Annotated in this window: 18 protein-coding genes and 3 pseudogenes; 2 read left to right on the top strand and 19 right to left on the bottom strand. The window is 52.3% G+C overall.

What is annotated here, in order from left to right; translation table 11 throughout:
• Window positions 1-71: 71 nt before the first annotated feature.
• The 15 genes and pseudogenes from elaB to lrhA form a co-directional block, all read right to left on the bottom strand.
• Window positions 72-383 carry a stress response protein ElaB gene (gene elaB, locus HP572_RS12620; protein WP_205549868.1) on the bottom strand — a complete coding sequence of 104 codons (312 nt, stop codon included), beginning with the start codon at window positions 381-383 and terminating at the stop codon, window positions 72-74.
• 259 nt (window positions 384-642) lie between these two features.
• Window positions 643-2,101: pseudogene (nuoN, locus tag HP572_RS12625) on the bottom strand (NADH-quinone oxidoreductase subunit NuoN).
• 6 nt (window positions 2,102-2,107) lie between these two features.
• A pseudogene (gene nuoM / locus HP572_RS12630) lies at window positions 2,108-3,644 on the bottom strand (NADH-quinone oxidoreductase subunit M).
• A gap of 100 nt (window positions 3,645-3,744) precedes the next feature.
• Window positions 3,745-5,592, bottom strand: coding sequence for an NADH-quinone oxidoreductase subunit L (nuoL, locus tag HP572_RS12635; protein WP_014916025.1), 1,848 nt, complete (start codon window positions 5,590-5,592; stop codon window positions 3,745-3,747).
• Window positions 5,589-5,891 carry an NADH-quinone oxidoreductase subunit NuoK gene (gene nuoK / locus HP572_RS12640; RefSeq protein WP_005969835.1) on the bottom strand — a complete coding sequence of 101 codons (303 nt, stop codon included), beginning with the start codon at window positions 5,889-5,891 and terminating at the stop codon, window positions 5,589-5,591. The genes nuoL and nuoK overlap by 4 nt, the downstream gene beginning before the upstream one ends.
• Window positions 5,888-6,448 carry an NADH-quinone oxidoreductase subunit J gene (nuoJ, locus tag HP572_RS12645; RefSeq protein WP_193400283.1) on the bottom strand — a complete coding sequence of 187 codons (561 nt, stop codon included), beginning with the start codon at window positions 6,446-6,448 and terminating at the stop codon, window positions 5,888-5,890. Before nuoJ ends, nuoK begins: the two co-directional genes overlap by 4 nt.
• A 9-nt stretch (window positions 6,449-6,457) precedes the next feature.
• Window positions 6,458-7,000 carry an NADH-quinone oxidoreductase subunit NuoI gene (gene nuoI / locus HP572_RS12650; RefSeq protein WP_010278884.1) on the bottom strand — a complete coding sequence of 181 codons (543 nt, stop codon included), beginning with the start codon at window positions 6,998-7,000 and terminating at the stop codon, window positions 6,458-6,460.
• Window positions 7,001-7,017: 17 nt separating this feature from the next.
• Window positions 7,018-7,992 carry an NADH-quinone oxidoreductase subunit NuoH gene (gene nuoH, locus HP572_RS12655; RefSeq protein WP_010278889.1) on the bottom strand — a complete coding sequence of 325 codons (975 nt, stop codon included), beginning with the start codon at window positions 7,990-7,992 and terminating at the stop codon, window positions 7,018-7,020.
• Window positions 7,989-10,715 carry an NADH-quinone oxidoreductase subunit NuoG gene (gene nuoG, locus HP572_RS12660; protein WP_240583378.1) on the bottom strand — a complete coding sequence of 909 codons (2,727 nt, stop codon included), beginning with the start codon at window positions 10,713-10,715 and terminating at the stop codon, window positions 7,989-7,991. The genes nuoH and nuoG overlap by 4 nt, the downstream gene beginning before the upstream one ends.
• Window positions 10,716-10,901: 186 nt before the next feature.
• Window positions 10,902-12,251 carry an NADH-quinone oxidoreductase subunit NuoF gene (gene nuoF, locus HP572_RS12665; protein WP_240583379.1) on the bottom strand — a complete coding sequence of 450 codons (1,350 nt, stop codon included), beginning with the start codon at window positions 12,249-12,251 and terminating at the stop codon, window positions 10,902-10,904.
• Window positions 12,248-12,793: an NADH-quinone oxidoreductase subunit NuoE gene (gene nuoE, locus HP572_RS12670; RefSeq protein ID WP_039538642.1), complete on the bottom strand. Its 546-nt coding sequence runs from the start codon at window positions 12,791-12,793 to the stop codon at window positions 12,248-12,250. The genes nuoF and nuoE overlap by 4 nt, the downstream gene beginning before the upstream one ends.
• Before the next feature lie 2 nt (window positions 12,794-12,795).
• Window positions 12,796-14,597, bottom strand: a pseudogene (gene nuoC, locus HP572_RS12675) (NADH-quinone oxidoreductase subunit C/D).
• A 98-nt stretch (window positions 14,598-14,695) separates the two neighbouring features.
• The gene (locus HP572_RS12680) at window positions 14,696-15,370 is read right to left on the bottom strand and encodes an NADH-quinone oxidoreductase subunit B family protein (protein WP_005969846.1); all 675 of its coding nucleotides are present in this window, start codon (window positions 15,368-15,370) and stop codon (window positions 14,696-14,698) included.
• A 17-nt stretch (window positions 15,371-15,387) separates the two neighbouring features.
• Entirely contained in the window at window positions 15,388-15,828 is a 441-nt protein-coding gene (locus HP572_RS12685) for an NADH-quinone oxidoreductase subunit A (protein ID WP_010278904.1), read from the bottom strand.
• A gap of 677 nt (window positions 15,829-16,505) precedes the next feature.
• Window positions 16,506-17,456: a transcriptional regulator LrhA gene (lrhA, locus tag HP572_RS12690; RefSeq protein ID WP_039533880.1), complete on the bottom strand. Its 951-nt coding sequence runs from the start codon at window positions 17,454-17,456 to the stop codon at window positions 16,506-16,508.
• A gap of 501 nt (window positions 17,457-17,957) precedes the next feature.
• Between lrhA and HP572_RS12695 the strand changes: the two genes are divergently transcribed.
• Window positions 17,958-19,172 carry a pyridoxal phosphate-dependent aminotransferase gene (locus tag HP572_RS12695; protein WP_014916029.1) on the top strand — a complete coding sequence of 405 codons (1,215 nt, stop codon included), beginning with the start codon at window positions 17,958-17,960 and terminating at the stop codon, window positions 19,170-19,172.
• Window positions 19,173-19,314: 142 nt separating this feature from the next.
• Window positions 19,315-19,914, top strand: coding sequence for a 5'-deoxynucleotidase (yfbR, locus tag HP572_RS12700; protein WP_205549878.1), 600 nt, complete (start codon window positions 19,315-19,317; stop codon window positions 19,912-19,914).
• A 29-nt stretch (window positions 19,915-19,943) separates the two neighbouring features.
• Here the strand turns inward: yfbR and HP572_RS12705 are convergent, their stop codons facing one another.
• The 4 genes from HP572_RS12705 to yfbV all read right to left on the bottom strand — a co-directional run bounded on the left by HP572_RS12705 (window position 19,944) and on the right by yfbV (window position 23,891).
• Window positions 19,944-21,776, bottom strand: a complete 1,833-nt coding sequence (locus HP572_RS12705) for an SLC13 family permease (protein WP_240583380.1) — start codon at window positions 21,774-21,776, stop codon at window positions 19,944-19,946.
• A 321-nt stretch (window positions 21,777-22,097) separates the two neighbouring features.
• Window positions 22,098-22,754, bottom strand: coding sequence for a sugar phosphatase (locus HP572_RS12710; RefSeq protein ID WP_240583381.1), 657 nt, complete (start codon window positions 22,752-22,754; stop codon window positions 22,098-22,100).
• Window positions 22,755-22,775: 21 nt separating this feature from the next.
• On the bottom strand, window positions 22,776-23,270 hold the full coding sequence (locus HP572_RS12715; RefSeq protein WP_039464986.1) for a YfbU family protein: 495 nt from the start codon (window positions 23,268-23,270) through the stop codon (window positions 22,776-22,778).
• A 165-nt stretch (window positions 23,271-23,435) separates the two neighbouring features.
• On the bottom strand, window positions 23,436-23,891 hold the full coding sequence (yfbV, locus tag HP572_RS12720; protein WP_039515367.1) for a terminus macrodomain insulation protein YfbV: 456 nt from the start codon (window positions 23,889-23,891) through the stop codon (window positions 23,436-23,438).
• Between the last annotated feature and the right edge of the window lie 133 nt (window positions 23,892-24,024).

A 24,024-nucleotide genomic window follows, 5' to 3' on the forward strand; every position in this document is an offset into this window, starting at 1 on the left:
CGAGAGATGTAGCGGGCAACCCCGCTACATTATTACCAGAAACTAATTCTCAGAAACGAGATTGGCAGAAACTAGCGCTTAGCTAGCAGTAATCCTAACACCAGCCCCACGGTGGTGCCGATACCGATACCGTGCCAGGGTTTGTCATGCACATAGACATCAGCTTTGTCGGCCACCTGCTTGGCACGTGCATAATAGCTGTCAGTGACGCCAATACGGGCTTTGACTTCCAGCAGCGCTTTTTCCGCGCCCTTCTTCAGATCAAGGTAGGCTTGGTCTGCCTGATCGCCCGTATAGCGCAATACCTCATCCAGCGTTTCAGACAGAAGTTTTAAATCATCATCAACACGAATATCTTCAGGCTGTTTTTTTGTCGCTGCCATAAAGTGCTTCCTTCTGTTATGAAAAGTCATTAGTTATAAGTCGTTGCCTTATTAACTATAGACAATATTGTGCCGTTCCTACGGCTTTAACAGACCAGATCATTCCTAAAACGTATTTTTCTTCCATAAAAACGCAGGGAGCGTTTTTCAACGTCGCTTGCGACGGCCCGAAGGGTAGCGAGCAGGAAGCTCGCCATAAAAAAACGCCGTTGATTCTCATCAACGGCGCGTCATTACTCAAGCAGACTCTCGTCAGCGGTTACATCATTGGCTGCGCCAATTGCACCAGAGAGATAAGCGGCTGCGGATACAAACCAAAGAACAGTACTGCGATGGAGGAGATCAGTACGACCACACCACCAGCGGTTAAAGCCCAGTTGTTTGGCGTATCACGCTGCAACACCTGCGGCGCATTCAGGAACAAACTGACCATCACACGCAGATAGTAGTACAGGCCAATGGCGCTACCCAGCACGACCGCACCAGTCAGCCACCACAGGTTCAGCGTTAACACCGACAGCCAGCACGTAGAATTTACCGAAGAAGCCCAGCGTCATCGGGATACCTGCCAGTGACAGCATCATCACCGTCATCACCGCAGACAGGATCGGTTTATGCCAGAACAAACCACGGTAAGAGAACAGTGAATCGGCATCCGGGCCACTGTACGGGCTGGACATCAGGCTAACCACACCGAACGCGCCCAGGCTGCTGAACAGGTAACCCACCAGATAAACACCGACGGTTTCCAGCGCCAGTTGATGGCTCTGAACCGCGATCAGGGCAACCAGCAAATAGCCCAAATGCGCGATGGAAGAGTAACCGAGCAGACGCTTGATATTGGTTTGCGATACCGCCATCACGTTACCGAACAGGATCGACGCGAATGCGATCACACCCAGCACGATTCTGACAGACTCGCTGTCAGCCATCGGCGCATACAGGAACAAACGCATGACCGCACCGAAAACGGCAATTTTACCCGCCGTCGCCAGAAACGTAGACACTGGCGCTGGTGCGCCCTGGTACACATCAGGCGTCCACAGCTGGAACGGAACCAGAGACAGTTTGAAGCCCAGACCGACAATCATCATCCCCAAGCCTGCCAGCAACAGCGGCTCATGGATTTGGTGATCGCTCAGGCTCTTACCGAGGCTGGCAAAGCTCATATCGCCTGATTCAGCATAAATCAGCGCCATACCAAACAGCAGGAAGGAAGACGCGGCGGCCGACAGCAGCATGTATTTAATACTGGCTTCCAGCGAACGTTTCAGGCGGAAGGCATAGCCGACCAGACCAAACAGCGGGAGAGAAAGCAGTTCAATCCCGATGAACAACGAGGCCAGATGGTTCGCGCTCGCCAGCAGGATCCCACCTAACGCTGCAATCAGAACCAGCAGGTAGAACTCATCACGGTTGTCTGGGTAGCCTTGCAGCCACGGATAGGCAAACGTGCTGGTTGCCAGACTGGCAAGCAGCACCAGTCCGGTATAGAACATCGAGAAGCCATCAACACGCAGCAGCGGCGTCACGTCCGTTGGGCCAACCTGACCGACAAAGTACAGTGACAGCAACGCAATATTCAGGCCGATAACCGTCATGGTTGCGTTGACAAAATGGTTGCGTCGCCACGCAATGCACAGCATCACAACCACTACCGTCAATCCGACGATCAACAGCGGCGATAGCGCAATTAGTTGTTGAAGAGTTATTGTCATGGCGAATTACGGCCTTGTTGTTGAAATAATTGAATCTGGAGCAGACGACATAAACCACTGCTGGATATTTGACATCGCGGCACTGGAGGTATCCAGAATCGGTTGCGGGTAAACCCCTAACAACACCAGTAATACCACCAACAGCATCACGATAGACAATTCGCGGAGCGACATACTCTTCAATGGTTCATCAGATTTAGGCGCGCCGTAGTAAGCACGCTGCATCATGATCAGTGAGTAGACTGACGCGAATACCAGACCGAAGGTTGAGATCACCGTAATCACCGGCACAACCTGATAGCTGCCGAACAGAATCATGAATTCGCCGACAAAGTTACCCGTGCCCGGCATACCCAACGTTGCCACCGCAAAGAACAGAGACAGCGCAGGCAGGAACTTCAGACGCGACCACAGGCCACCCATTTCACGCATGTCACGGGTATGTAGACGTTCGTACAGTTGACCACACAGAATGAACAGACCAGCAGCGGACAAACCGTGCGCAATCATCTGAATCACCGCGCCCTGATAAGCCAGTTGATTACCGGAATAGATGGCAATCATCACGAAGCCCATGTGGGACACAGAGGTATAAGCAATCAGACGCTTGATATCCGTCTGTTTAAACGCCAACCAGGCACCGTAGAAGATACCGATCACACCCAGCCACATGGCAATCGGTGCAAAGGCATGGGAAGCGTTCGGGAACAGCGGCAGGCTGAAACGCAGCAGACCATAGGCCGCCGTTTTCAACAGGATCCCTGCAAGGTCAACAGAACCCTGCAGTTGGTGCCTGACTGTGTGCATCTGGCAGCCAACCGTGCAACGGCACGACAGGCATTTTTACAGCAAACGCGATGAAGAAGCCCAGCATCAGCAGATATTCAACACCGTATGACATCGGCGTCTTCAGCAGGTCTTCATAGTTGAACGTCCATACGCCGGTGGCATTGTGGTGCACAAAGACCAGCGCCAGAATCGCGATCAACATGATCAGGCCGCTTGACTGGGTATAAATGAAGAACTTGGTTGCCGCCGTAATTCTGGTTTTACCGTCGGAGCCTTTATGCCCCCACAGTGCAATCAGGAAGTACATCGGTACCAGCATCATTTCCCAGAAGAAGAAGAACAGGAACATGTCGATGGCAAGAAACACACCGATAACGCCGCCCAGAATCCACAGCAGGTTCAGGTGGAAGAACCCCTGATAGCGCTGAATTTCATTCCAGGAACAGAGGATTGCCAACACGCCCAGCAAACCCGTCAGCACCACCATCAGCAGCGACAGGCCGTCCAGCGCAAGATGGATACCGATGCCGAAGCGTGGGATCCATGGCACATAAAACTCAGATTGCCATTGTGGCACGCCTGTCGGCGCCGTCAGAGAGTAACCGCCTTGCAACCACAGTTGCAGAGACAGTGCGAGTGTCAGCCCCATTGCAATCAACGCTATCCAGCGCGGTACTTTCGTACCAAAACGCTCTAACTGCCAGCACAGCAGACCGCCGATAAAGGGGAGAAGAATTAGCCAAGGTAGTAGCATGGCGTTTTGTGTCCCTAAATTAAAGAAATCTGAAAACTTGCCGTGGCGGGCATCCCTATCTGCGGAATGCCCTACCTTTTATACGTTACCGGATACTGCCTTAGACCAGCAGTAACAAGGCCAGCACCAGTACGGCACCAAAGCCCATAGAAGCAACGTACCAGCGCAACTGACCATTCGCACTGAGCGCCAGCCCACGGTTACCCCAACGGGTAATCGTAGCCGGAAGCGTCATCAATGCATTTAACGGATCACGCTGCAACAGCTTCGCGATAGCCAGATACGGTTTAACAAAGACATGGTCGTACAACCAGTCGAAGCCCCACGCGTGGAACCACCAGGTCGAGAAGAAACGACCCGGAGCACTCTTCGCGATGCTGCTCACCGCCTGACGTTTACCCAGCCACAGCACAGCAGCAAGCAGAATACCGGCAATCGCCACCACGCCAGAGGTAATTTCCAGCGTCATCAACTGGCCATGTTCAAGCTCTGTCGTCGCAGGCAATACACCGTGCAACGGCGGAACAATCATCGCACCAATAAAGGTGGACAGAATCATCAGCACAACCAGCGGTAAGTGGTGAGAAATGCCTTTTCCTGCATGCGCTTTGGTTTTCTCTTCACCGTGGAACACGATGAAAATCATACGGAACGTATACAGCGAGGTCATGAAGGCACCAGCCAATCCAGCCACCATCAGATTGACGTGACCATTTGCCCATGCGCCAGCCAGAATCTCGTCTTTACTGAAGAAGCCTGCGGTAACCAGCGGCAGTGCAGCCAGTGCCGCGCCCCCGACCAGGAAGCAGACATAAACCAGCGGAATCGTTTTACGCAGGCCACCCATCTTGAAGATGTTCTGCTCATGGTGGCAGGCCAGAATCACCGAACCAGAAGAGAGGAACAGCAGCGCTTTAAAGAACGCATGCGTCATCAGGTGGAAAATCGCGGCATCCCATGCCTGAACGCCCAGCGCCAGGAACATGTAACCAATCTGGCTCATGGTAGAGTAAGCCAAGACGCGCTTGATGTCGGTTTGAACCAGAGCGGCAAAACCTGCCAGCACCAGCGTTACTGCCCCCACAATCCCGACCAGATGCAGAACATCCGGCGCCATCAGGAACAGGCCGTTTGTACGCGCAATCAGGTAAACGCCCGCGGTAACCATCGTTGCGGCGTGGATCAGTGCAGATACCGGAGTTGGACCGGCCATCGCATCCGCCAGCCAGGTTTGCAGCGGCAGCTGTGCAGATTTACCGACCGCACCACCCAGCAACATCAGCGTAGCCCAGGTGATTTCCGGTGAACCTTCAGCCAGTTTCTGCGGTGCCAATACCATCAGCTCGCGGAAGTTAAGCGTACCCAGTTCTTTGTAAAGGATGAACAGGGCAAAGGCGAGGAAGACGTCACCCACACGCGTAACGATGAAAGCTTTCATCGCCGCCGCGCCGTTCTTCGGATTGGTGTAGTAGAAACCGATCAGCAGGTAACTGCACAGCCCCACCCCTTCCCAACCGAGGTACATCAACAACAGGTTATCCGCCAGTACCAGAATGACCATACTCGCGATGAACAGGTTGGTGTAGGCGAAGAAGCGGGAATATCCCTCTTCCCCACGCATGTACCAGGAAGCAAACAGGTGGATAAAGAAACCAACGCCCGTTACAACGGACAGCATCGTCACCGAAAGGCCATCGAGCGTCAGCGTTACGCTGATGTCGAAGTTGCCAACGGCCATCCATGTCCACAGATGCTGATTAAAGAAGGTCACGCCACCGTGCTGTTGGCCCATGAAATCGACCACAACCCAAGCGGTAACCAACGCTGCCAGACCAATCGAGCCAACACCGACAGTCGCGGACGTATTTTCCGACCAGCGACCGCGGGAAAATGCCAGCAACAGAAAGCCGAGCAGCGGGAAGAGTATTGTTAAATAGAGTAAGTTCATCCGCGCATCTCACTGACTGTATCAATATTCAGGGTCTGACGACGACGATACATTTGCAGCAACAGTGCCAGACCAATACTGGCCTCAGCCGCTGCCAGCGTAATCGCCAGAATGTACATCACCTGACCATCCGGCTGCTGCCAGTAGCTACCTGCGACGACAAAAGCCAGCGCGGCAGCATTGATCATAATTTCGAGACTGATCAACATAAACAGCAGGTTACGGCGAATCAACAGACCAGTCAGTCCCAGAACAAACAGGATAGCGGCTAAAATTAACCCATGTTGTAACGGAATCATGCGCGTTCCCCCGTTATTTTCTTCTCAACGTCCTGGTTCGCGCCTTCTTTACTGACAACGTCACCACGTTTATCTTCACGACCAATATGGAAAGCGACAACCAATCCCGCCAGCAGCAGCATTGATGCCAATTCAACGGCCAGAACATAAGGACCAAACAGGCTGATACCCACGGCTTTCGCCTCAACTGGCGTACCCGTGATGCCCTGCTCTTTCAGGCTAAGGATGGCATTAACGACAATCACCAGTAACGCCAGTGAAAGGATGCCGGGACCGATCCAGACGCTGGGTTTCAGCCAATTCCGCTCTTGTTCTTCTACGGAATTACCGAGGTTGAGCATCATGACCACGAACACAAACAGCACCATGATGGCACCCGCATACACGATGATGCTCAGCGCGCCGGCAAAATTAGCCCCCAGCGAGAAAAATACGCCCGCAATCGCCATGAGCGAGGTGACCATATACAACAATGCATGCACAGGATTGGTATGCGTAATGACGCGCAATGTCGCCAGTATCGCAATCAAGCCTGTGGTATAAAAAGCGAATTCCATGCTAGCTCCTTAGGGCAACAGGCCTTTGACATCAATGGGTTTGGCTTCGTTTTCAGCTTCGCCTTTGTCTTTCCCATCGATTGCCATACCAGCCATCCGGTAGAAATTGTATTCCGGATATTTACCCGGCCCCGATATCAGCAAATCTTCTTTCTCGTACACCAGATCCTGACGTTTGTAGTCGCCCATCTCGAAATCCGGCGTCAGCTGAATTGCGGTTGTCGGGCACGCTTCTTCGCAGAAGCCACAGAAAATGCAGCGTGAGAAGTTGACGCGGAAGAACTCTGGATACCAGCGACCATCTTTGGTTTCCGCTTTCTGCAATGAGATACAGCCGACCGGACAGGCCACCGCACACAGGTTGCAGGCAACGCAACGCTCTTCACCATCAGGATCGCGCGTCAGCACGATACGACCACGGTAGCGCGGCGGTGGATTCACAGGCTCTTCTGGATACATTCTGGTTTCGCGCTTCTTAAAAGCATTCGATCCCACCATACAGATACTGCGTATCTGGGTGCCGAAACCAACCACTAACTCTTTCAATGTCATGGTTTATTCACCCCTTCTTAAGCGTTGTACAAAATGACGGCCGCTGTCGCCAGCAGATTCAAAAGCGTTATCGGCAGACAGACTTTCCAACCGAAAGACATCACCTGGTCATAACGCGGACGGGGTAACGAAGCACGAATCAGGATGAACATCATCATGAAAAAGCCTGTTTTCAGCGCAAACCAGACAAACGGAGGCAGAATTGGACCATGCCAGCCACCGAAGAATAAGGTCACCATCAGCGCGGAAACGGTCACGATCCCGATATATTCCCCGACAAAGAACAGACCGAATTTCATACCGGAGTATTCAATGTGGTAACCATCGGCCAGTTCCTGTTCAGCTTCAGGCTGGTCAAACGGGTGACGGTGACACACCGCCACGCCTGCGATGGCAAACGTAATAAAGCCGAAGAACTGCGGGATCACGTTCCACAGGTGTTCCTGAGAATCGACGATGTCACGCATGTTGAACGAGCCCGCTTGCGCGACAACCCCCATCAACGACAGGCCGATGAACACTTCGTAGCTTACGGTCTGAGCAGAAGCACGTACCGCGCCGAGCAGCGAGTATTTGTTGTTACTCGCCCAGCCAGCAAACAGCACCGCGTAAACGGCCAAACCCGCCATCATCAGGAAGAACAGGATCCCGATGTTCAGATCGGCGACACCCCAGGTTGGCGTGATCGGCACAATCGCAAAGGCAATCAGCATTGACGTAAACGCGATCATCGGTGCCAGCGTGAAGATCACCTTATCGGTAAAATTCGGCACCCAGTCTTCTTTGAAGAACATTTTGATCATGTCAGCGACGAGCTGCAATGAACCGCCCCAACCTACTCGGTTCGGTCCATAACGTCCCTGGAAGAGGCCGAGCAGTCGACGTTCACCCATACTCATGAATGCGCCACAGGTCACCACAACCAGCAGAATCACGATCGCTTTTCCGACGGAGATCAGAATCTCGATTAATTCCGGCGTTAACCAACTCATTGTGCGGCCTCCCGCATATTTTCAACGGTTGCACCCGCCAGCACCGGTGCAATACCCGGTAAGCCCAGCGGTAAACCAACCTGTCCCTGACTCAATGCCGCACTTAAGCGCAGTGGCAGACGTAGCGTTTGTCCTGCACAGGTCAACTCCAGCAACGCACCGGCGTTCACGCCCAGCGTTGCCGCATCAACCGGGTTCACCATCACGTAAGGCTCTGGCATACGCTGCTGAATCACGTCAGAACGCTGTGACATTTCATCACTACCAAACAGGTGATAATACGGCGCAACACGCCATTGGCCCGCTTGTGGGACGAAAGCCGCAGGAATGTTATCGAAATACGCCAGCGAACCTTCTCCGGCTTCGATCATACGCACACCTGGATCGCCATGACGTAAATGTCCGCCCACTTCGTCCTGGAATTTGTTCCAGGCTTGCGGTGAGTTCCAGCCTGGTGCCCAGGCAAATGGAATCTGCTGACGATTAGCTGTCGGGCTGTTGTTCCCTTCCATTGAGAAGGCAAACATGGTGTCTTTATCGACGGGTTGACGCGGTTCATGCACGCTGATATTGGCACGCATCGCTGTACGGCCGCTGGAGCGAATCGGTGAACGCGACAGTTTCTGACCACGAATACGGAACGAGGCATCAGGCGCGGCATCTTTAATCGCAGCCAGCTGCGGCAATTCAGCAACACACGCATCAATCACGTTATCCAGCTGCGTCCAGTCAACCTGACGGCTGTTATAGGTGATATACAGCGAGTGCAGCCAGCGCCAGCTTTCCAGCATCACAATCTTGTCGTTGTAGTACGTTGGGTCATAAACCTGGAAGAAACGCTGAGCTCGGCCTTCCTGATTCACCAACGTACCGTCGCTTTCAGCAAAGCTGGCGGCAGACAGAATGATGCTAGCCTTATCCATGATGCGAGTACGCTGATGGTCAACCACAATCAGGTTCTCAGCTTTTTCCAGCGCCGCGTCAACGCGAGCGATTGGGGCATGACGGTAGAGATCGTTCTCCAGAACCACCACGCTGTCGGCGTCGCCGTTTTCCAACTGCGCCAGCGCGTCATCCAGCGAACCGCCACCCATGATTGACAACCCGATGCTGTTAGCAGCAGGAGCAACAAAGGTGATGCCGACGTCTGAGCCGCGATTTTTCAGCGCCTTGGCAACGTTTGCCGCCGCAGAGATCACTTCCTCGCTACCTGAATTGGTGCCGGAAATGATGAGTGGTTTTTTCGCACCGGCCAGCGCCTGTACGATGATATCGACTTTCTGGTCGAGACCCGCAGCCAGATCGGTAACTGCCGGAGCACTGCTATCCAGACCATGTGCAATAGCGAAGCCAAGACGAGCCTGATCGGCAACTGGCGCACGGTAGTTCCATGCAGCGATGTCGTCCAGACGAGTGTTGTCGACGTTGGTGACAAACAGCGGGTGCTTGGCATGCTGACCAATGTTCATGATCGCCGCGATCTGCCAGTCAGCCACTTTCTGCGCGGCTGCCATTTCGCGAGCTTTACCTTTAACCGCCTGACGAACGGCCAGTGCGATACGCGCTCCCGTCTGCGTCAAGTCTTCACCCAGAATCAGAACCGCATCGTAGCCTTCGATCTCACGCAGCGCTGGTGTTCTCACACCGCTTTCGCGCAGCACTTTCAGGATCAGTTGCAGACGATTTTGTTCTTCCTGCGCGATACCGGTATAGAAGTTCTCGGCACCCACCAGCTCACGCAACGCGAAGTTGCTTTCGATGCTGGCGCGCGGTGAACCGATACCGATCGTTTTCTTCGCCTGACGCAACACATCCGCCGCACCTTGCAATGCCTGATCGGCATTCAGCGCGATCCAGTCATCACCACGACGTTGCAGCGGCTGGTTCGGACGGTCTTTCTGGTTGACATAGCCGTAACCAAAACGGCCGCGGTCACACAGGAAATAGTGGTTTACGCTACCGTTGAAACGGTTTTCGATACGGCGTAGTTCGCCATAGCGTTCACCGGGGCTGGTATTACAGCCGATGCTGCACTGTTGGCAGACGCTCGGTGCAAACTGCATATCCCATTTACGGTTATAGCGCTCAGAGTGCGTTTTATCGGTGAATACACCGGTAGGACACACTTCAACCAGGTTACCGGAGAACTCGCTTTCCAGCGTGCCATCTTCCGGGCGACCGAAGTAGACGTTGTCGTGTGCGCCGTAAACGCCGAGATCTTTGCCATCCGCGTAATCTTTGTAGTAACGCACGCAGCGATAGCACGCGATACAGCGGTTCATCTCATGAGAAATGAACGGCCCGAGATCCTGATTGCGGTGGGTACGTTTGGTAAAGCGATAGCGACGGAAGTTCTGCCCCGTCATCACCGTCATATCCTGCAAATGACAGTTACCGCCTTCCTCACACACCGGACAATCGTGCGGGTGGTTGGTCATCAGAAACTCAACTATCGTCTTACGGAATAGCTTCGCTTCTTCATCTTCAATCGCGATGAACGTTCCTTCGGTTGCCGGTGTCATACAAGACATCACCAGACGACCGCGGGTGTCTTCCGCGTTTTGGTACTGTTTTACCGCACAGAGGCGGCAGGATCCGACGCTCCCGAGCGCGGGGTGCCAGCAAAAGTAAGGAATATCAAGTCCCAGAGTCAGGCAAGCTTCCAGAAGGTTGTCTGCTCCGTTTACTTCATACTCTTTGCCGTCTACATGAATAGTAGCCATAGTCAGCATGCTTCCATAATGGCCCGTGTTACCACGAGCGCTAATCAAAAATTCTGTATACCCTCACTTTCAAATCGCAAATGCGTTGGCTACCTGCGCCTTGAAATCTATTGGGTTTATGAGGGTGGCTTATTTGCGCCACCCTGCGGATACATTCACTGCATCTCGCACGTGTTGAGCGATAGCTTACCAGCGCTCTTTCAACAGGTTAGGCTGAATACCGCCAATCGCTTTGACATTGCCTAAATACTGTTTAGAGATACCCGCTTCGAATTCTTCCCGGAAATACTTGATGGCACTTTGCAGCGGCTCGACCGCACCCGGCGCATGCGCACAGAAGGTGTTACCCGGACCGAGGAAACGGCAAAGTTGCTCCAGCGTTTCGATATCGCCAGGCTGGCCTTCACCCTTCTCCAGCGCACGCAGAATCTTCACGCTCCACGGCAGACCATCGCGGCACGGCGTACACCAGCCACAGGATTCACGGGAGAAGAATTCTTCGAGATTGCGCGTCAGCGAAACCATATTGATTTCGTGATCGACGGCCATCGCCAGCGCGGTACCCATACGGCTACCGGCTTTCGCAATGTGCTCAAAATCCATCGGCAGATCGAGATGGTTTTCCGTCAGGAAATCCGTACCGGCACCACCCGGCTGCCAGGCTTTCAGCTTCAGACCATCGCGCATACCGCCCGCGTAGTCTTCCAGAATTTCACGCGCAGTCGTACCAAACGGCAGTTCCCACAGGCCCGGGTTCTTGACGCGGCCGGAGAAGCCCATCAGTTTCGTGCCTGCATCTTTACTTTTACCCGCAGACAGCCCCTGATACCACGCCGCACCGTGCTCGATAATCGCCGGTACGTTACACAGCGTTTCCACGTTGTTGACGCAGGTCGGTTTACCCCACACACCCGCAGACGCTGGGAACGGCGGCTTAGAGCGAGGGTTAGCACGACGGCCTTCCAGTGAGTTAATCAGTGCGGTTTCTTCACCGCAGATATAACGCCCGGCGCCCGTATGCACGAACAGCTCGAAATCAAACCCGCTGCCCAGAATATTTTTACCCAGCAGGCCAGCCGCTTTCGCTTCTTCGATTGCGCGACGCAGGTGAACGGCAGCTTCAATATATTCACCGCGCAGGAAGATGTAGCCACGGTAGGCTTTCAGCGCAAAGGCGCTGATCAGCATGCCTTCAACCAGCAGATGAGGCTCTTGCTCCATCAGCAGGCGGTCTTTATAAGTGCCCGGCTCCATCTCATCCGCGTTACACAGCAGATAGCGGATATTCATGCTTTCGTCTTTCGGCATCAGGCTCCACTTCAAGCCCGTCGAAAAGCCCGCGCCGCCACGCCCTTTCAGGCCAGCGTCTTTAACCAGTGAGACCACTTCATCCTGCGCCATGCCGGTTAACGCTTTTTGCGCGGCGGCATAGCCGTTTTTGCTGCGATACTCATCCAGCCATACCGGCTGTTTGTCTGCACGTAAACGCCAGGTCAGAGGATGCTGCTCAGCAGTCAGAACAATGTCTTTACTCATTGATACTGCTCCAATAACGATTCAATTCCTTCCGGCGTCACATGGGTATGGGTATCTTCGTCAATCATCATTGACGGCCCCTTGTCACAGTTCCCCAGGCAGCAGGTCGGCAACAGCGTGAAACGTCCATCGAACGTTGTCTGTCCCGGTTTGATGCTGAGCTTACGCTCCAGCGCAGCCTGAACGCCCTGATAGCCATTGATGTGGCACACGACGCTATCGCAATAGCGAATAACATGACGCCCGACAGGCTGACGGAAAATCTGGCTGTAGAACGTTGCCACACCTTCCACGTCACTGGCAGGGATACCCAGCAGATCGGCAATCGCGTGGATAGCCCCATCCGGTACCCAGCCGCGTTCTTTCTGCACAATTTTCAGTGCTTCGATTGACGCGGCGCGTGCATCTTCGTAGTGATGTTTTTCGTGCTCAATGGCGTCACGTTCGGCGTCACTCAATACAAAAGCAGTGTCTTTTGTCAGCGAATCGGCAGCAGGTTGTCCCTGAGCGTCAATATGATCGTGATTGTTATGATCATGCATAATTAGCGGTCCACATCTGACATTACGAAATCAATACTGCCGAGGTAAACGATCAGGTCGGATACCAGACACCCGCGAATTACAGAAGGATTATCTGTTGCAGATGCGCATAGCTCGGCGTGCGAATACGGGTACGGTAGCTCATCGTGCCGCCGTCGCTGGTCAGGTAATAGCTGTTGATACCTTTCGTTGCCTCAACCATCTGGAATGATTCATTGGCAGGCATCACCGGTCCCCAGGAAACCTGAAGGAAGTGGTTGATCAGCGTATCGATATGCTGCAACGTGCGCTCTTTTGGCGGCGGCGTCGTCAGCGGGTGATCCGCTTTGAACGGGCCTTCCGGCATGTTCTTGAGGCACTGATCCAGAATACGTAAGCTCTGACGCAGTTCTTCGACTTTCAGCATAACGCGGCTATAGCAATCGCTGATGCCGTCGCCTACTGGCACTTCAAAGTCAAAGTTTTCATAACCGGAATACGGACGCCATTTACGCACGTCAAAACCAATCCCCGTGGCACGCAGACCCGCACCCGTTACGCCCCAATCCAACGCTTCTTTCGCGTTGTAGGCGGCGACGCCCTGAGTACGGCCTTTCAGAATGGTGTTCTGCAGCGCGGATTTGACATAGGTGTCCAAACGAGCCGGCATCCAATCAAGGAATTCACGCAGCAGACGTTCCCAGCCGCGTGGCAGATCGTGCGCCACACCGCCAATACGGAACCATGCCGGATGCATACGGAAACCGGTAATCGCTTCAACTAAATCGTAAATTTTCTGGCGGTCAGTAAACGCAAAGAACACCGGTGTCATCGCACCGACGTCCTGAATATAAGTACTGATATACAGCAGATGGCTATTTATACGGAACAGCTCAGACAGCATGACGCGAATCGTCTTAACGCGATCCGGCACCTCAATACCTGCCAGTTTTTCCACGGCCAGTACGTACGGCATTTCGTTAACGCAGCCGCCGAGGTATTCAATACGGTCGGTATAAGGAATGTAGCTGTGCCAGGACTGGCGCTCGCCCATTTTCTCCGCGCCGCGATGGTGGTAACCCACATCTGGCACGCAGTCGACGATTTCTTCACCGTCCAATTGCAGGATAATACGGAAGGCACCGTGTGAAGACGGGTGGTTCGGACCGAGGTTGAGGAACATGAAGTCCTCGTTTTCAGTACCGCGCTTCATTCCCCACTCTTCCGGTTTGAACGTCAGCGATTCCATTTCCAGATCTTCTTTCTGCTTGGTCAGCTCAAAAGGATCGAATTCGGTCGCACGCGCCGGATAATCTTTACGTAACGGATGCCCTTCCCACGTCTGCGGCATCATGATGCGCGTCAGGTGCGGGTGACCATCAAAGGTCATACCGAACATCTCCCACGTTTCACGCTCATACCAGTTGGCATTCGGGAACAGCTTGGTCACGGTCGGCAAATGCATATCATTTTCAGCCAACGCGACTTTCAGCATAATGTCGCGGTTACGCTCGATGGAAATGATGTGATAAAAGACGGAGTAGTCGGCGGCAGGTAAACCTTCACGATGGGTGCGCAGGCGCTCATCCATACCGTGCAGGTCAAACAGCATCACATAAGGCTTCGGCTGTTTTTTCAGGAATGCGACAACATCCAGTAATTGCTCACGCTTGACCCACACAACAGGGATCCCTGTGCGGGTTGCCTGTACAGTAAATGCATCTGGTCCAAAACGGTTACACAGTTCGCCAACGACCGGATCGTTAAGGTGATCGCGGGTTTGCCAGCCTGGCTGAGCGAGATCGTGTGTCGTTAAATCTGTCATAAATATGTCACCACATTAAATGTGCTATTTCTGTAGCTGATAATGACCGCACACTATTATCGAGGTATTACACGGTCACCGGGTTTATCATCTACAGGTCAAATCTCATCAGGCGAACGCAGGTTCGTCACAGCGATTCGTTCGCCGCGTTTGCGCTCACGCTCAGATTGCATGTTGGCGCGGTAAACGCCCTGTTCACCCACCACCCATGACAGAGGGCGGCGTTCTTTACCGATGGATTCTTTCAGCAGCAACAGCGCTTGCATGTAGGCTTCAGGACGCGGCGGGCAGCCCGGAATGTACACATCAACAGGCAGGAATTTATCTACGCCCTGAACAACGGAATAGATATCGTACATACCGCCGGAGTTAGCACATGCGCCCATGGAGATAACCCATTTAGGCTCCAACATTTGCTCGTACAGACGCTGAATAACGGGTGCCATTTTGGTAAAACAGGTTCCCGCTACTACCATGAAATCGGCCTGACGTGGCGACGCACGCAAAACCTCAGCACCAAAACGCGCCACGTCATGAACGGCGGTAAATGACGTCACCATTTCTACGTAGCAACAAGACAGGCCGAAGTTGTACGGCCACAGGGAGTTCTGACGCCCCCAGTTCACCGTATCGTGTAATGCATGTTCCAGTTTGCCCATATAGACACTGCGGTGAACATGTTGCTCCAGAGGGTCGGAAACGATCTCCTGACGTTGCAGGGGATAACGGTCATTCTCACCGTCCGGCTCTATGCGGGTGAGCGTATAGTCCATCTTAAAATGCCTCGCTGTTACTGCGGATGATTGTTGGTAGTGTTGATGATGTCTGATTTAACGACTTGTCTCTTGGAACGTACCGGGGTCCAGTCAAGTGCCCCAACGCGTACCAGATAAATCAAACCAGCCAACAGCACCAAAATGAAAATGGTTGCTTCAATGAAGCCAATCCAGCCGCTTTCTTTGATAGACACAGCCCAAGCGTAGAGATAGAGGGCTTCAACGTCGAAGATTACGAAGAACATAGCGACAAGATAAAATTTAGCAGACAGGCGTAACCGCGCTGAACCTACGGAGTCGATACCGGATTCATAAGGTACGTTTTTGGCCCTGCCTTTTGCTCTCCCCCCCAGCAAGAATCCACCGGTCAGCATGAAGACGCAAAGGCCTACGGCAATGATAAGGAATAGCCCAAATGCCCAATGATGGGCGAGGATTTCAGTAGTTGTTGACATTCTCTTTGCTTACTCATCAAAAGTGGCGGGTAACATCTCTGCTCTATTATCGGCAGTTAATGCGCCACATCGATTAAAAGGAAGGATTAATAACCACAAAAAAGCATGGAAACGTATCAGGTAAGCCTTGCTTGGTATGGTTGAGCCCCTAAATTTGTAACCTTTTTTTCAACCTTACTAAAAATAACAGTACATTACTTTACATGCACGCTGTTTTGTTAACATTTTGTGTTCTCACCCGCAGCTAAATCGAGTCAGTACTTTTGTCCGTTAACCAGTGTGCAGCAGCGCAGGAAGCAAGTTCACCGCGTCACTATACCATTTCCACAGAAAATGCCTGTTCCCCCATGTGGTTATTAGGGGTATTTTTTGATCCAGCACACATTTTTACCAATTTAGTTAGTAAAAAAATCAAGATGATACTGGACAAGGTTTGATGCCATTTTCCATAACATTATTTTAAAAAAATAGAACCGTCGTTTTATAAAACAAATGGGAGCATTAATTTCGCCGCGCCTAGCCTATTGATGTGAAATGGAAAACGCGAAGTGGGATCGGAGTGAAGAAATCAGGCCAGGAAGGCGCTGCCGATGTGGGTTTAACACCTTAGTCATAAATCATCATCATTCGGGGTGCATCCCTACCCTCCCCGAATGATAGTTAACTACCCATTACGATTAGATCGCATCCTTCAGCGACGGGTCGGAAGACAATTTTTCATTCGTGCTGTTTGCTAACATGCTGACAGGCGTAATGTGAGAGGGCTTCCCTGATTCAATCACATTGAAAATTGCCGTTGCCAGCTCATTCTCCTGATTAGGATTCTGGCAGAGGAAATAACGTGTTTCAGGCAATCTCGGCAACCCTTCCTCTTCGCCCAACACCCGCAACTCCGGGCTCATCATTTCCACTGACCGCACGGTAATCCCCATGCCAGCCTTCACCGCAGCGCGCACAGCAGAGAGCGTTGAAGCCACATACGCAATTCTCCAGGGGATCCCAGCGGCCGTCAGTTGTTGTGTCGCCAACGTCCGGAAAGGACTCGGTTCATCCAGAACCACCAGAGGTACAGGCTCTTGCGATCGGAACTGATAATCCGCCGCGCAATACCATAGCGTCGGAGAGCTGCGTAATAACACATGAGGAAACACCACACCGTTCATTGTGGTAATAACCAGATCTATTTTCCCCTGATTCAACATTTCCATCATTTCAGCGCTACGTTTTACGCTGACATTGACGGAGAGCTTAGGAAATACGGATGTCACCCGATGCAAAATATAAGGAAGGATGGTGTCTGCAGTATCGTCAGACGCCCCGATGGTCAGCGTACCCTGAATATCGCTGTACATTAATGAAATACAAGCTTCATCATTGAATTGTAATATTTTTCTGGCATAACCCAGAAACTGGATACCATGTTCGGTCAGCAATTTATTACGCCCATGTCGGGCAAAAAGCTCCTTTCCGATGAGTTGCTCCAGCCGCTGCATCTGTTGGCTGACAGCCGATTGGGTTCTATTGACTGCGGTCGCCGCCGCTGCAAATGTATTTAAATCTGCAACGGCAACAAACGTCCTCAGTAAATCAAGATCGAGATTAAGTACTGGTCGATTTGCACTGGTCATACGATTTTTCACTTATCTATTTTAATTTTAACAAAATATTCCTGGTGTTTTATTACATGTACAGGTAATGACCGATACATTTAAAGACACTATCGCAGACGCACGATAAGGGCAAAAAAATACTTATATTTCGTTACCACTATCGCCTTTCCATTGGTAAGACATCATGTAATTAAATGACTCACCAGCCTTAATCCTTAATTCAATAACAACGGCACCTTCCCTTTATTTCATCTTGCGAAATAAATACGCTCCACACTTAAATAAACAAGATCTCCATGTCACCCTATTCTGGCGCTAAAAAAGTGCGGCATGAACAGTTGTCCGCCCCCTACCATATCGCACCATCCAACGAGTACACAACCATATAGTGCAGATGCGCAACCATTTGCAGCAAAAGCGATAATCATTCTTCAAAAGGTACTGCAGGAAGAGTACATTAAGCAGGTTATGCTATTCCGTCTGGGAATATGCGCTCTCTGCAGAAGGCTCGTACTATTTATGTCTCCGATTGAAAAATCCAAGAAACTGGAGAACGTATGCTATGACATCCGTGGCCCAGTCTTAAAGGAAGCCAAACGGCTTGAAGAAGAAGGTAATAAAGTCCTTAAACTGAACATTGGCAACCCTGCCCCTTTCGGCTTCGAGGCACCAGACGAAATTCTGGTCGATGTCATCCGTAACCTGCCTACCGCACAGGGCTACTGTGATTCCAAAGGCCTCTATTCCGCCCGTAAAGCCATCGTGCAGCACTATCAGGCGCGGGATATGCGCGATATTACGGTTGAAGACGTCTATATTGGTAACGGTGTTTCCGAACTCATCGTGCAATCCATGCAGGCGCTGCTTAACCCAGGCGATGAAATGCTGGTTCCTGCGCCGGACTACCCGCTTTGGACCGCCGCAGTTTCTTTGTCTAACGGCAACGCCGTTCACTATCTCTGCGATGAATCCTCCGATTGGTTCCCCGATCTAGATGATATCCGCAAAAAGATCACGTCCAATACTCGCGGTATTGTCATCATTAACCCGAATAACCCAACGGGCGCGGTCTACAGCAAAGAGCTGCTGTTGGATATCGTGGCGATTGCGCGCGAACATAACCTGATCATTTTTGCCGACGAAATTTACGACAAAATTCTGTATGACGATGCGCAGCATCACTCGATTGCTGCACTCGCGCCGGACCTGCTGACTGTTACGTTCAACGGACTTTCCAAGACCTACCGCGTGGCGGGTTTCCGTCAAGGCTGGATGGTACTGAATGGCCCGAAAAAACACGCCAAAGGGTACATTGAAGGGCTGGAAATGCTGGCCTCTATGCGTTTGTGCGCGAATGTGCCGATGCAGCATGCGATTCAGACCGCGCTGGGCGGCTATCAGAGCATCAGCGAATTTATTCAGCCCGGCGGACGCCTGTACGAGCAGCGCAACCGTTCCTGGGAACTGATCAATCAGATCCCCGGCGTATCGTGCGTAAAACCACGCGGCGCGCTCTATATGTTCCCACGCATTGATGCCAAGCGCTTTAATATCCACGACGACCAAAAACTGGTATTGGATCTCCTGTTGCAGGAAAAAGTGTTACTGGTGCAGGGAACCGCATTTAACTGGCCTTACCCTGACCACGTACGCATCGTCACGCTGCCGCGTATTGATGAGCTGGATATGGCAATCCACAAATTAGGGCGTTTCCTGGGGCACTATCACCAATAGCCCAGCAGTCATCGAGCCTATCTTCGCCGGGCAATCACCGCTCGGCGAATCCCTCACCTCCGTTTGCATAATCTCCGGCAAGTGCCCACAATAGATGCCCACGATATTGCTACTTCACCGCGCTGTTGTCTGAGAGATCGCCATGAATCAGAGCCACTTTTTCGCCCATTTATCTCGTCTAAAACTCATCAGCCGTTGGCCGCTCATGCGCAACGTGCGCACGGAAAACGTCTCCGAGCACAGCCTTCAGGTCGCCTTTGTCGCCCATGCACTGGCCGTCATCAAAAACCGCAAATTCGACGGTAACCTGAACGCAGAACGCATCGCGCTACTGGCGATGTACCATGATGCCAGCGAGGTGCTGACCGGTGACATGCCGACGCCGATCAAGTACTACAACGCGCAGATTGCGCATGAGTACAAGAAGATAGAGAAGATTGCACAGCAGAAACTGGTTGAGATGCTGCCGGAAGAACTCCAGCAGGATTATCGAATGCTGCTGGATGATAACTACACCAGCGAAGAAGAACGCGCCATCGTTAAACAGGCAGACGCACTGTGCGCCTACCTGAAATGTCTGGAAGAATTATCCGCAGGCAATACGGAATTCACGCTTGCCAAAGCACGGCTGGAAAAAACATTGCAGCTGCGCCACAGCCCAGAAATGGACTATTTCATGACGGTATTCGTGCCTAGCTTTAGCCTATCGCTTGACGAAATCAGTCAGGATTCTCCGTTATAACGGGCGTCCGCTATAACGGAAAAGCACCGTCAGAACGGATACAGACACGGCACCATCACTACGCTGACCAGCATCACCAGCACGGTAAAGGGGACGCCAATGCGTACAAAGTCCCCGAATTTATAACCGCCCGGCCCCAGTACCAACGTATTCACCGGTGACGACACCGGGGTCATAAAGGCGGCAGAAGCTGCAATCGCGATGATCATCGCAAACGGATAAGGCGACACGCCCATCTGCTTCGCGGCAGCAATCGCAATGGGCGCCATCAGCACCGCCGTCGCCGTGTTGGAAATAAACAGACCGATAACGGCACATAGCACGAACAAGCACACCAGCATCACATGCGGCCCGGCGTTCCCGGCAACGTCCATCAGCCCTTTAACGATCAGCGCCACACCGCCCGTTTGCTGCAACGCTAGCGCAAACGGCATCATCCCAACGATAAGAATAATACTCGGCCAGTGAATAGCCCGATAAGCACTTTCCATGTCGATACAGCGGAATTTACCCATCAGCAAACAGGCGATCAGCGCAGCGACCGCATTCGGTATTTCATCCGTCAGCATCATCGCTACCATCAGCGCCAGACAAAACAGCGCGTGAGGTGCCTGACTCACCGCAGGCGCAACGTCATCTACTTCGGCAGGGAGATTAAGTAAAAGGAAGTCGTTTTTCTGCGTGTGCAGCTGTCGAATCATGCGCCAGTCGCCCATCACCAGCAAAATATCACCGAGCTGGAGCGGTTCATCGGCGAGGATACCTTCCATCGCCTCGCCTGACCGGCGAATCCCCACGACGCTCAGGCCATAGCGGCTACGAAATCCGACGTCGTACAGCGTTTTCCCCAGCAGCTCGGAATCGGGAATCAACGAGACTTCCGCCATTCCCACATCACGCGCCTGCTCGGAGAAATACTCGCCACGCAGCACCATCGGTTCAAGCCGCTGCGCGGTGCAAAATTCGCGTAAATCCACCTCAGAGGCCGACATGTCGATCAGTAAGACATCATTCAGGCGAAGTTCGGTATTGCCCGCCACGCTGATCATCACACGGCGAAACTTACGCCAGCGCTCAATCCCGACCACGTTCGCACCAAAGCGCTGGCGCAGGCGTAAATCATCAAGACGGTGACCGATAAAAGGCGATCCTGGGCGAATCGCTAACCGGCGCGCCCTCCCCGTCAGTCGGTAATCACGAATCAGATCGCGAAACGTCCTTCTCTTCCACATCTCTTTTGCAGTTGCCGTCTCGGCATCGCCAAGCCAGTAACGCGCGACCATCATATACGCCACACCCAGCAGCAATACCACCATCCCTATCGGCGTCACGCTGAAAAACCCAAAACCCGCAACGCCTTCGCGCATCAGCTCGCTGCTCACCACCATATTCGGCGGCGTCGCGACCAGCGTCATCATACCGCTAATCAACCCGGCAAAACTCAGCGGCATCATCAGCCTTCCGGGGGAAATTTTCATCCGTGCGGAAACACTCAGCACCACAGGAATAAAAATCGCGACAACGCCAGTGGAGCTCATGAACGCTCCCAGCAGCGCAACGGTGACCATCAGTAAGATCAACATCTTCATCTCACTGCTGCCCGCCACACGAACCAGCCAATCACCGACCTGATAAGCAACGCCGGTACGAACCAACCCCTCACCAATCACAAACAGGGCTGCAATCAATATCACGTTAGGATCGCTGAACCCCACCAACGCTTCAGATAGCGTCAACGTGCCGCTCAGTACAAACGCGATAATGACCAACAGCGCTACGACGTCCATGCGTAATTTATTGGTGGTAAACAACACAATGGCGATCAGCAACAGGGATAAAACCCAGAGAAGTTCGCTATTCAAAACGGTTCCCCTGACGGAAAAATGCATATTGAGAGGTGGAGGTTCAGCATGCCATAAAGAATGCAGGCGCATTTTTCAACACCGCGCAGCGGTGACCCAAAGGGTGGCAGACATTGGTATACCCTAAATAATTCGAGTTGCAGGAAGGCGGCAATCGCACGAATCCCCGGGAGCTTACACAAGTAAGTGACTGGGGTGAGTAAGGGAAGCCAACGCACATGCAGCTTGAAGTATGACGGGTATAGTCTGCCATAAAAAAACCTCGCAGATGCGAGGTTTGATCATATTTAGTCACAGTTTTGTCATTATGTTACAGACAACCTACTGGCGCAGAAGTACCTTAGCGCCGTTCGGTAATTGTTCTATTTCTATCTGCTCCAGCGAATCAAGGATCAGATCGACCTGATCCAGCTTCGGCGTATCCGCAGGTGCCTTCACCGCAATAACCTTGCAGCCAGCCGCCAGACCCGATAGCACGCCCGCTGGCGCATCTTCGACAACAACACACTCTTCCGGCTTCAGCCCTAGCTGCTGTGCGCCAAGTAGATAGGCATCAGGGTGAGGTTTACCTTTGGCAACCTGCTCCGCCGTAATAAAGGAACGAGGAGCAGGCAGTTCTCCACGATGATGACGGGCGCTGGCAATCGGCACCGTGCCGGATGTCACAATCGCCCAGGGAATATCCAGTGCATCCAAACGTTCCAACAGCGCCTTCGCCCCTGGCATGGCAACAATGCCCTGCGTATCAGACGCTTCTGTTTTCTCTAGCGCATCAAACTCTTGTTGAATCGTTTCTTCGCTCTGCCCTTGAAGAAAGTGACGCAGGGACGTAATTGCCTGCTTGCCATGAATAAAATCCAGCACTTCCTGTGGTTCAATATCGTGATCTTTTGCCCAGTTGATCCACGCACGTTCTACCGCAGGCAGTGAATCAACCAGCGTACCATCGAGGTCGAACAGAAAACCTTTACACTCCACAGAAAGCCCCTTTTTCATTAATCAGGCGTTGATGATCTGTGCGATCTCAACCGCACTCAAGTGATACTGGCGTGGGCAGGATTGCCAGACAGCCAGCATTCTGTTGTATTTATCCCACATTTTTGTCTGAGCGTTGAACCCATGCGTACCCGCATCAAAATGGGGATAGCGACCTTCGACATGTACCATAAAGCGTACAAAGCCGAGATAACGTGCTTCCGTTGCGGCATCAAAGCCCAGGAAGGTCAGGCGGCGTTCATCCAAATCCTGCTTATCTTTCAGATTGGTCCACGACACCTGCAAGGCATGATGCATTTCCATGATGTTAATAATCGCGCGGCAAACCTCTTCGGTCAGCTCACCAAACTCACGGTCCAGTTCGCGCATCTGCAAACCATAGCCACGCTCGATAATCGTTTGTAACCGGCGATAGCGCTCGGCGTTGTCGGGATCGAGCATCGTCATCATTTTATATTGATTTGAAAGGATCAATCTCTGGGCATTTGTCATTTCCATGTTGCTCTCCTGAACCCTTTTTGGGGTAAGCCAATATCGCTAAATAGGTATTGGCCTCAGAATCGCATACTGAATCGTGTCACGGTAGCGGTAGCCACCGCTTCTTTGATTTGAAACAGGGGAAAGAACAAAATAGCCATCAACCCGCACACAGCCTGACGCCGATCACAAATCATCCAGGAAGGTTTTATCAAGCTGGTTAAACGCACGCTTCAGCACATCCGCCAACGCTTGGTAAGTCGGCGCTTCTTCCAATGGTGCTAATGCCTGTCCTGACTCCACTAGCTTATGGCGAATCTCATGGAACCATTGCGCGAGCGTCGGCGGTAAAGGCGTCACAGAACGGCGGCCAAGCCACCAGAGCCCCTGCAACGGCAGGCTACAGGCAAACAGCGCGGTGGCGATGGCCGGGCCGAGCTGACCACCGAGCGCAATCTGCCACGTTAAGGTAAACACCGCCAGCGGCGGCATGATGCGGATACCGAACCGTGTCGCTTGCGCCACACGGTTTTCAGGAAATACGGGCGCCAGCCGCTTTTCTGCTGGCCACGTTTTCATGTAATGCTGCCCACGTTGGAGTAGCTGTAGCCAACTGATTCTACTGTCTGGTTTCGTCGCCATAGCCACACCTCAACTTTACAGATAAAAAATAAAACTTTTGCACAAATCAACAACTCGAGTTGATAAGGTTAAAATATATTTTGTGTTTAGCCTACGCTATCGGTATCCTAGATCGGCCTTTTGGCCGCTGTAT

This window comes from Pectobacterium sp. PL64, assembly GCF_022477975.1.
GTDB lineage: Bacteria > Pseudomonadota > Gammaproteobacteria > Enterobacterales > Enterobacteriaceae > Pectobacterium > Pectobacterium jejuense.

Excerpts from the sequence above, each read along its gene's own strand:
- elaB (WP_205549868.1), bottom strand. The coding sequence starts at position 383 with ATGGCAGCGACAAAAAAACAGCCTGAAGATATTCGTGTTGATGATGAT.
- nuoL (WP_014916025.1), bottom strand. The coding sequence starts at position 5,592 with ATGAACTTACTCTATTTAACAATACTCTTCCCGCTGCTCGGCTTTCTG.
- nuoK (WP_005969835.1), bottom strand. The coding sequence starts at position 5,891 with ATGATTCCGTTACAACATGGGTTAATTTTAGCCGCTATCCTGTTTGTT.
- nuoJ (WP_193400283.1), bottom strand. The coding sequence starts at position 6,448 with ATGGAATTCGCTTTTTATACCACAGGCTTGATTGCGATACTGGCGACA.
- nuoI (WP_010278884.1), bottom strand. The coding sequence starts at position 7,000 with ATGACATTGAAAGAGTTAGTGGTTGGTTTCGGCACCCAGATACGCAGT.
- nuoH (WP_010278889.1), bottom strand. The coding sequence starts at position 7,992 with ATGAGTTGGTTAACGCCGGAATTAATCGAGATTCTGATCTCCGTCGGA.
- nuoG (WP_240583378.1), bottom strand. The coding sequence starts at position 10,715 with ATGGCTACTATTCATGTAGACGGCAAAGAGTATGAAGTAAACGGAGCA.
- nuoF (WP_240583379.1), bottom strand. The coding sequence starts at position 12,251 with ATGAGTAAAGACATTGTTCTGACTGCTGAGCAGCATCCTCTGACCTGG.
- nuoE (WP_039538642.1), bottom strand. The coding sequence starts at position 12,793 with ATGCATGATCATAACAATCACGATCATATTGACGCTCAGGGACAACCT.
- HP572_RS12680 (WP_005969846.1), bottom strand. The coding sequence starts at position 15,370 with ATGGACTATACGCTCACCCGCATAGAGCCGGACGGTGAGAATGACCGT.
- HP572_RS12685 (WP_010278904.1), bottom strand. The coding sequence starts at position 15,828 with ATGTCAACAACTACTGAAATCCTCGCCCATCATTGGGCATTTGGGCTA.
- lrhA (WP_039533880.1), bottom strand. The coding sequence starts at position 17,456 with ATGACCAGTGCAAATCGACCAGTACTTAATCTCGATCTTGATTTACTG.
- HP572_RS12695 (WP_014916029.1), top strand. The coding sequence starts at position 17,958 with ATGTCTCCGATTGAAAAATCCAAGAAACTGGAGAACGTATGCTATGAC.
- yfbR (WP_205549878.1), top strand. The coding sequence starts at position 19,315 with ATGAATCAGAGCCACTTTTTCGCCCATTTATCTCGTCTAAAACTCATC.
- HP572_RS12715 (WP_039464986.1), bottom strand. The coding sequence starts at position 23,270 with ATGGAAATGACAAATGCCCAGAGATTGATCCTTTCAAATCAATATAAA.
- yfbV (WP_039515367.1), bottom strand. The coding sequence starts at position 23,891 with ATGGCGACGAAACCAGACAGTAGAATCAGTTGGCTACAGCTACTCCAA.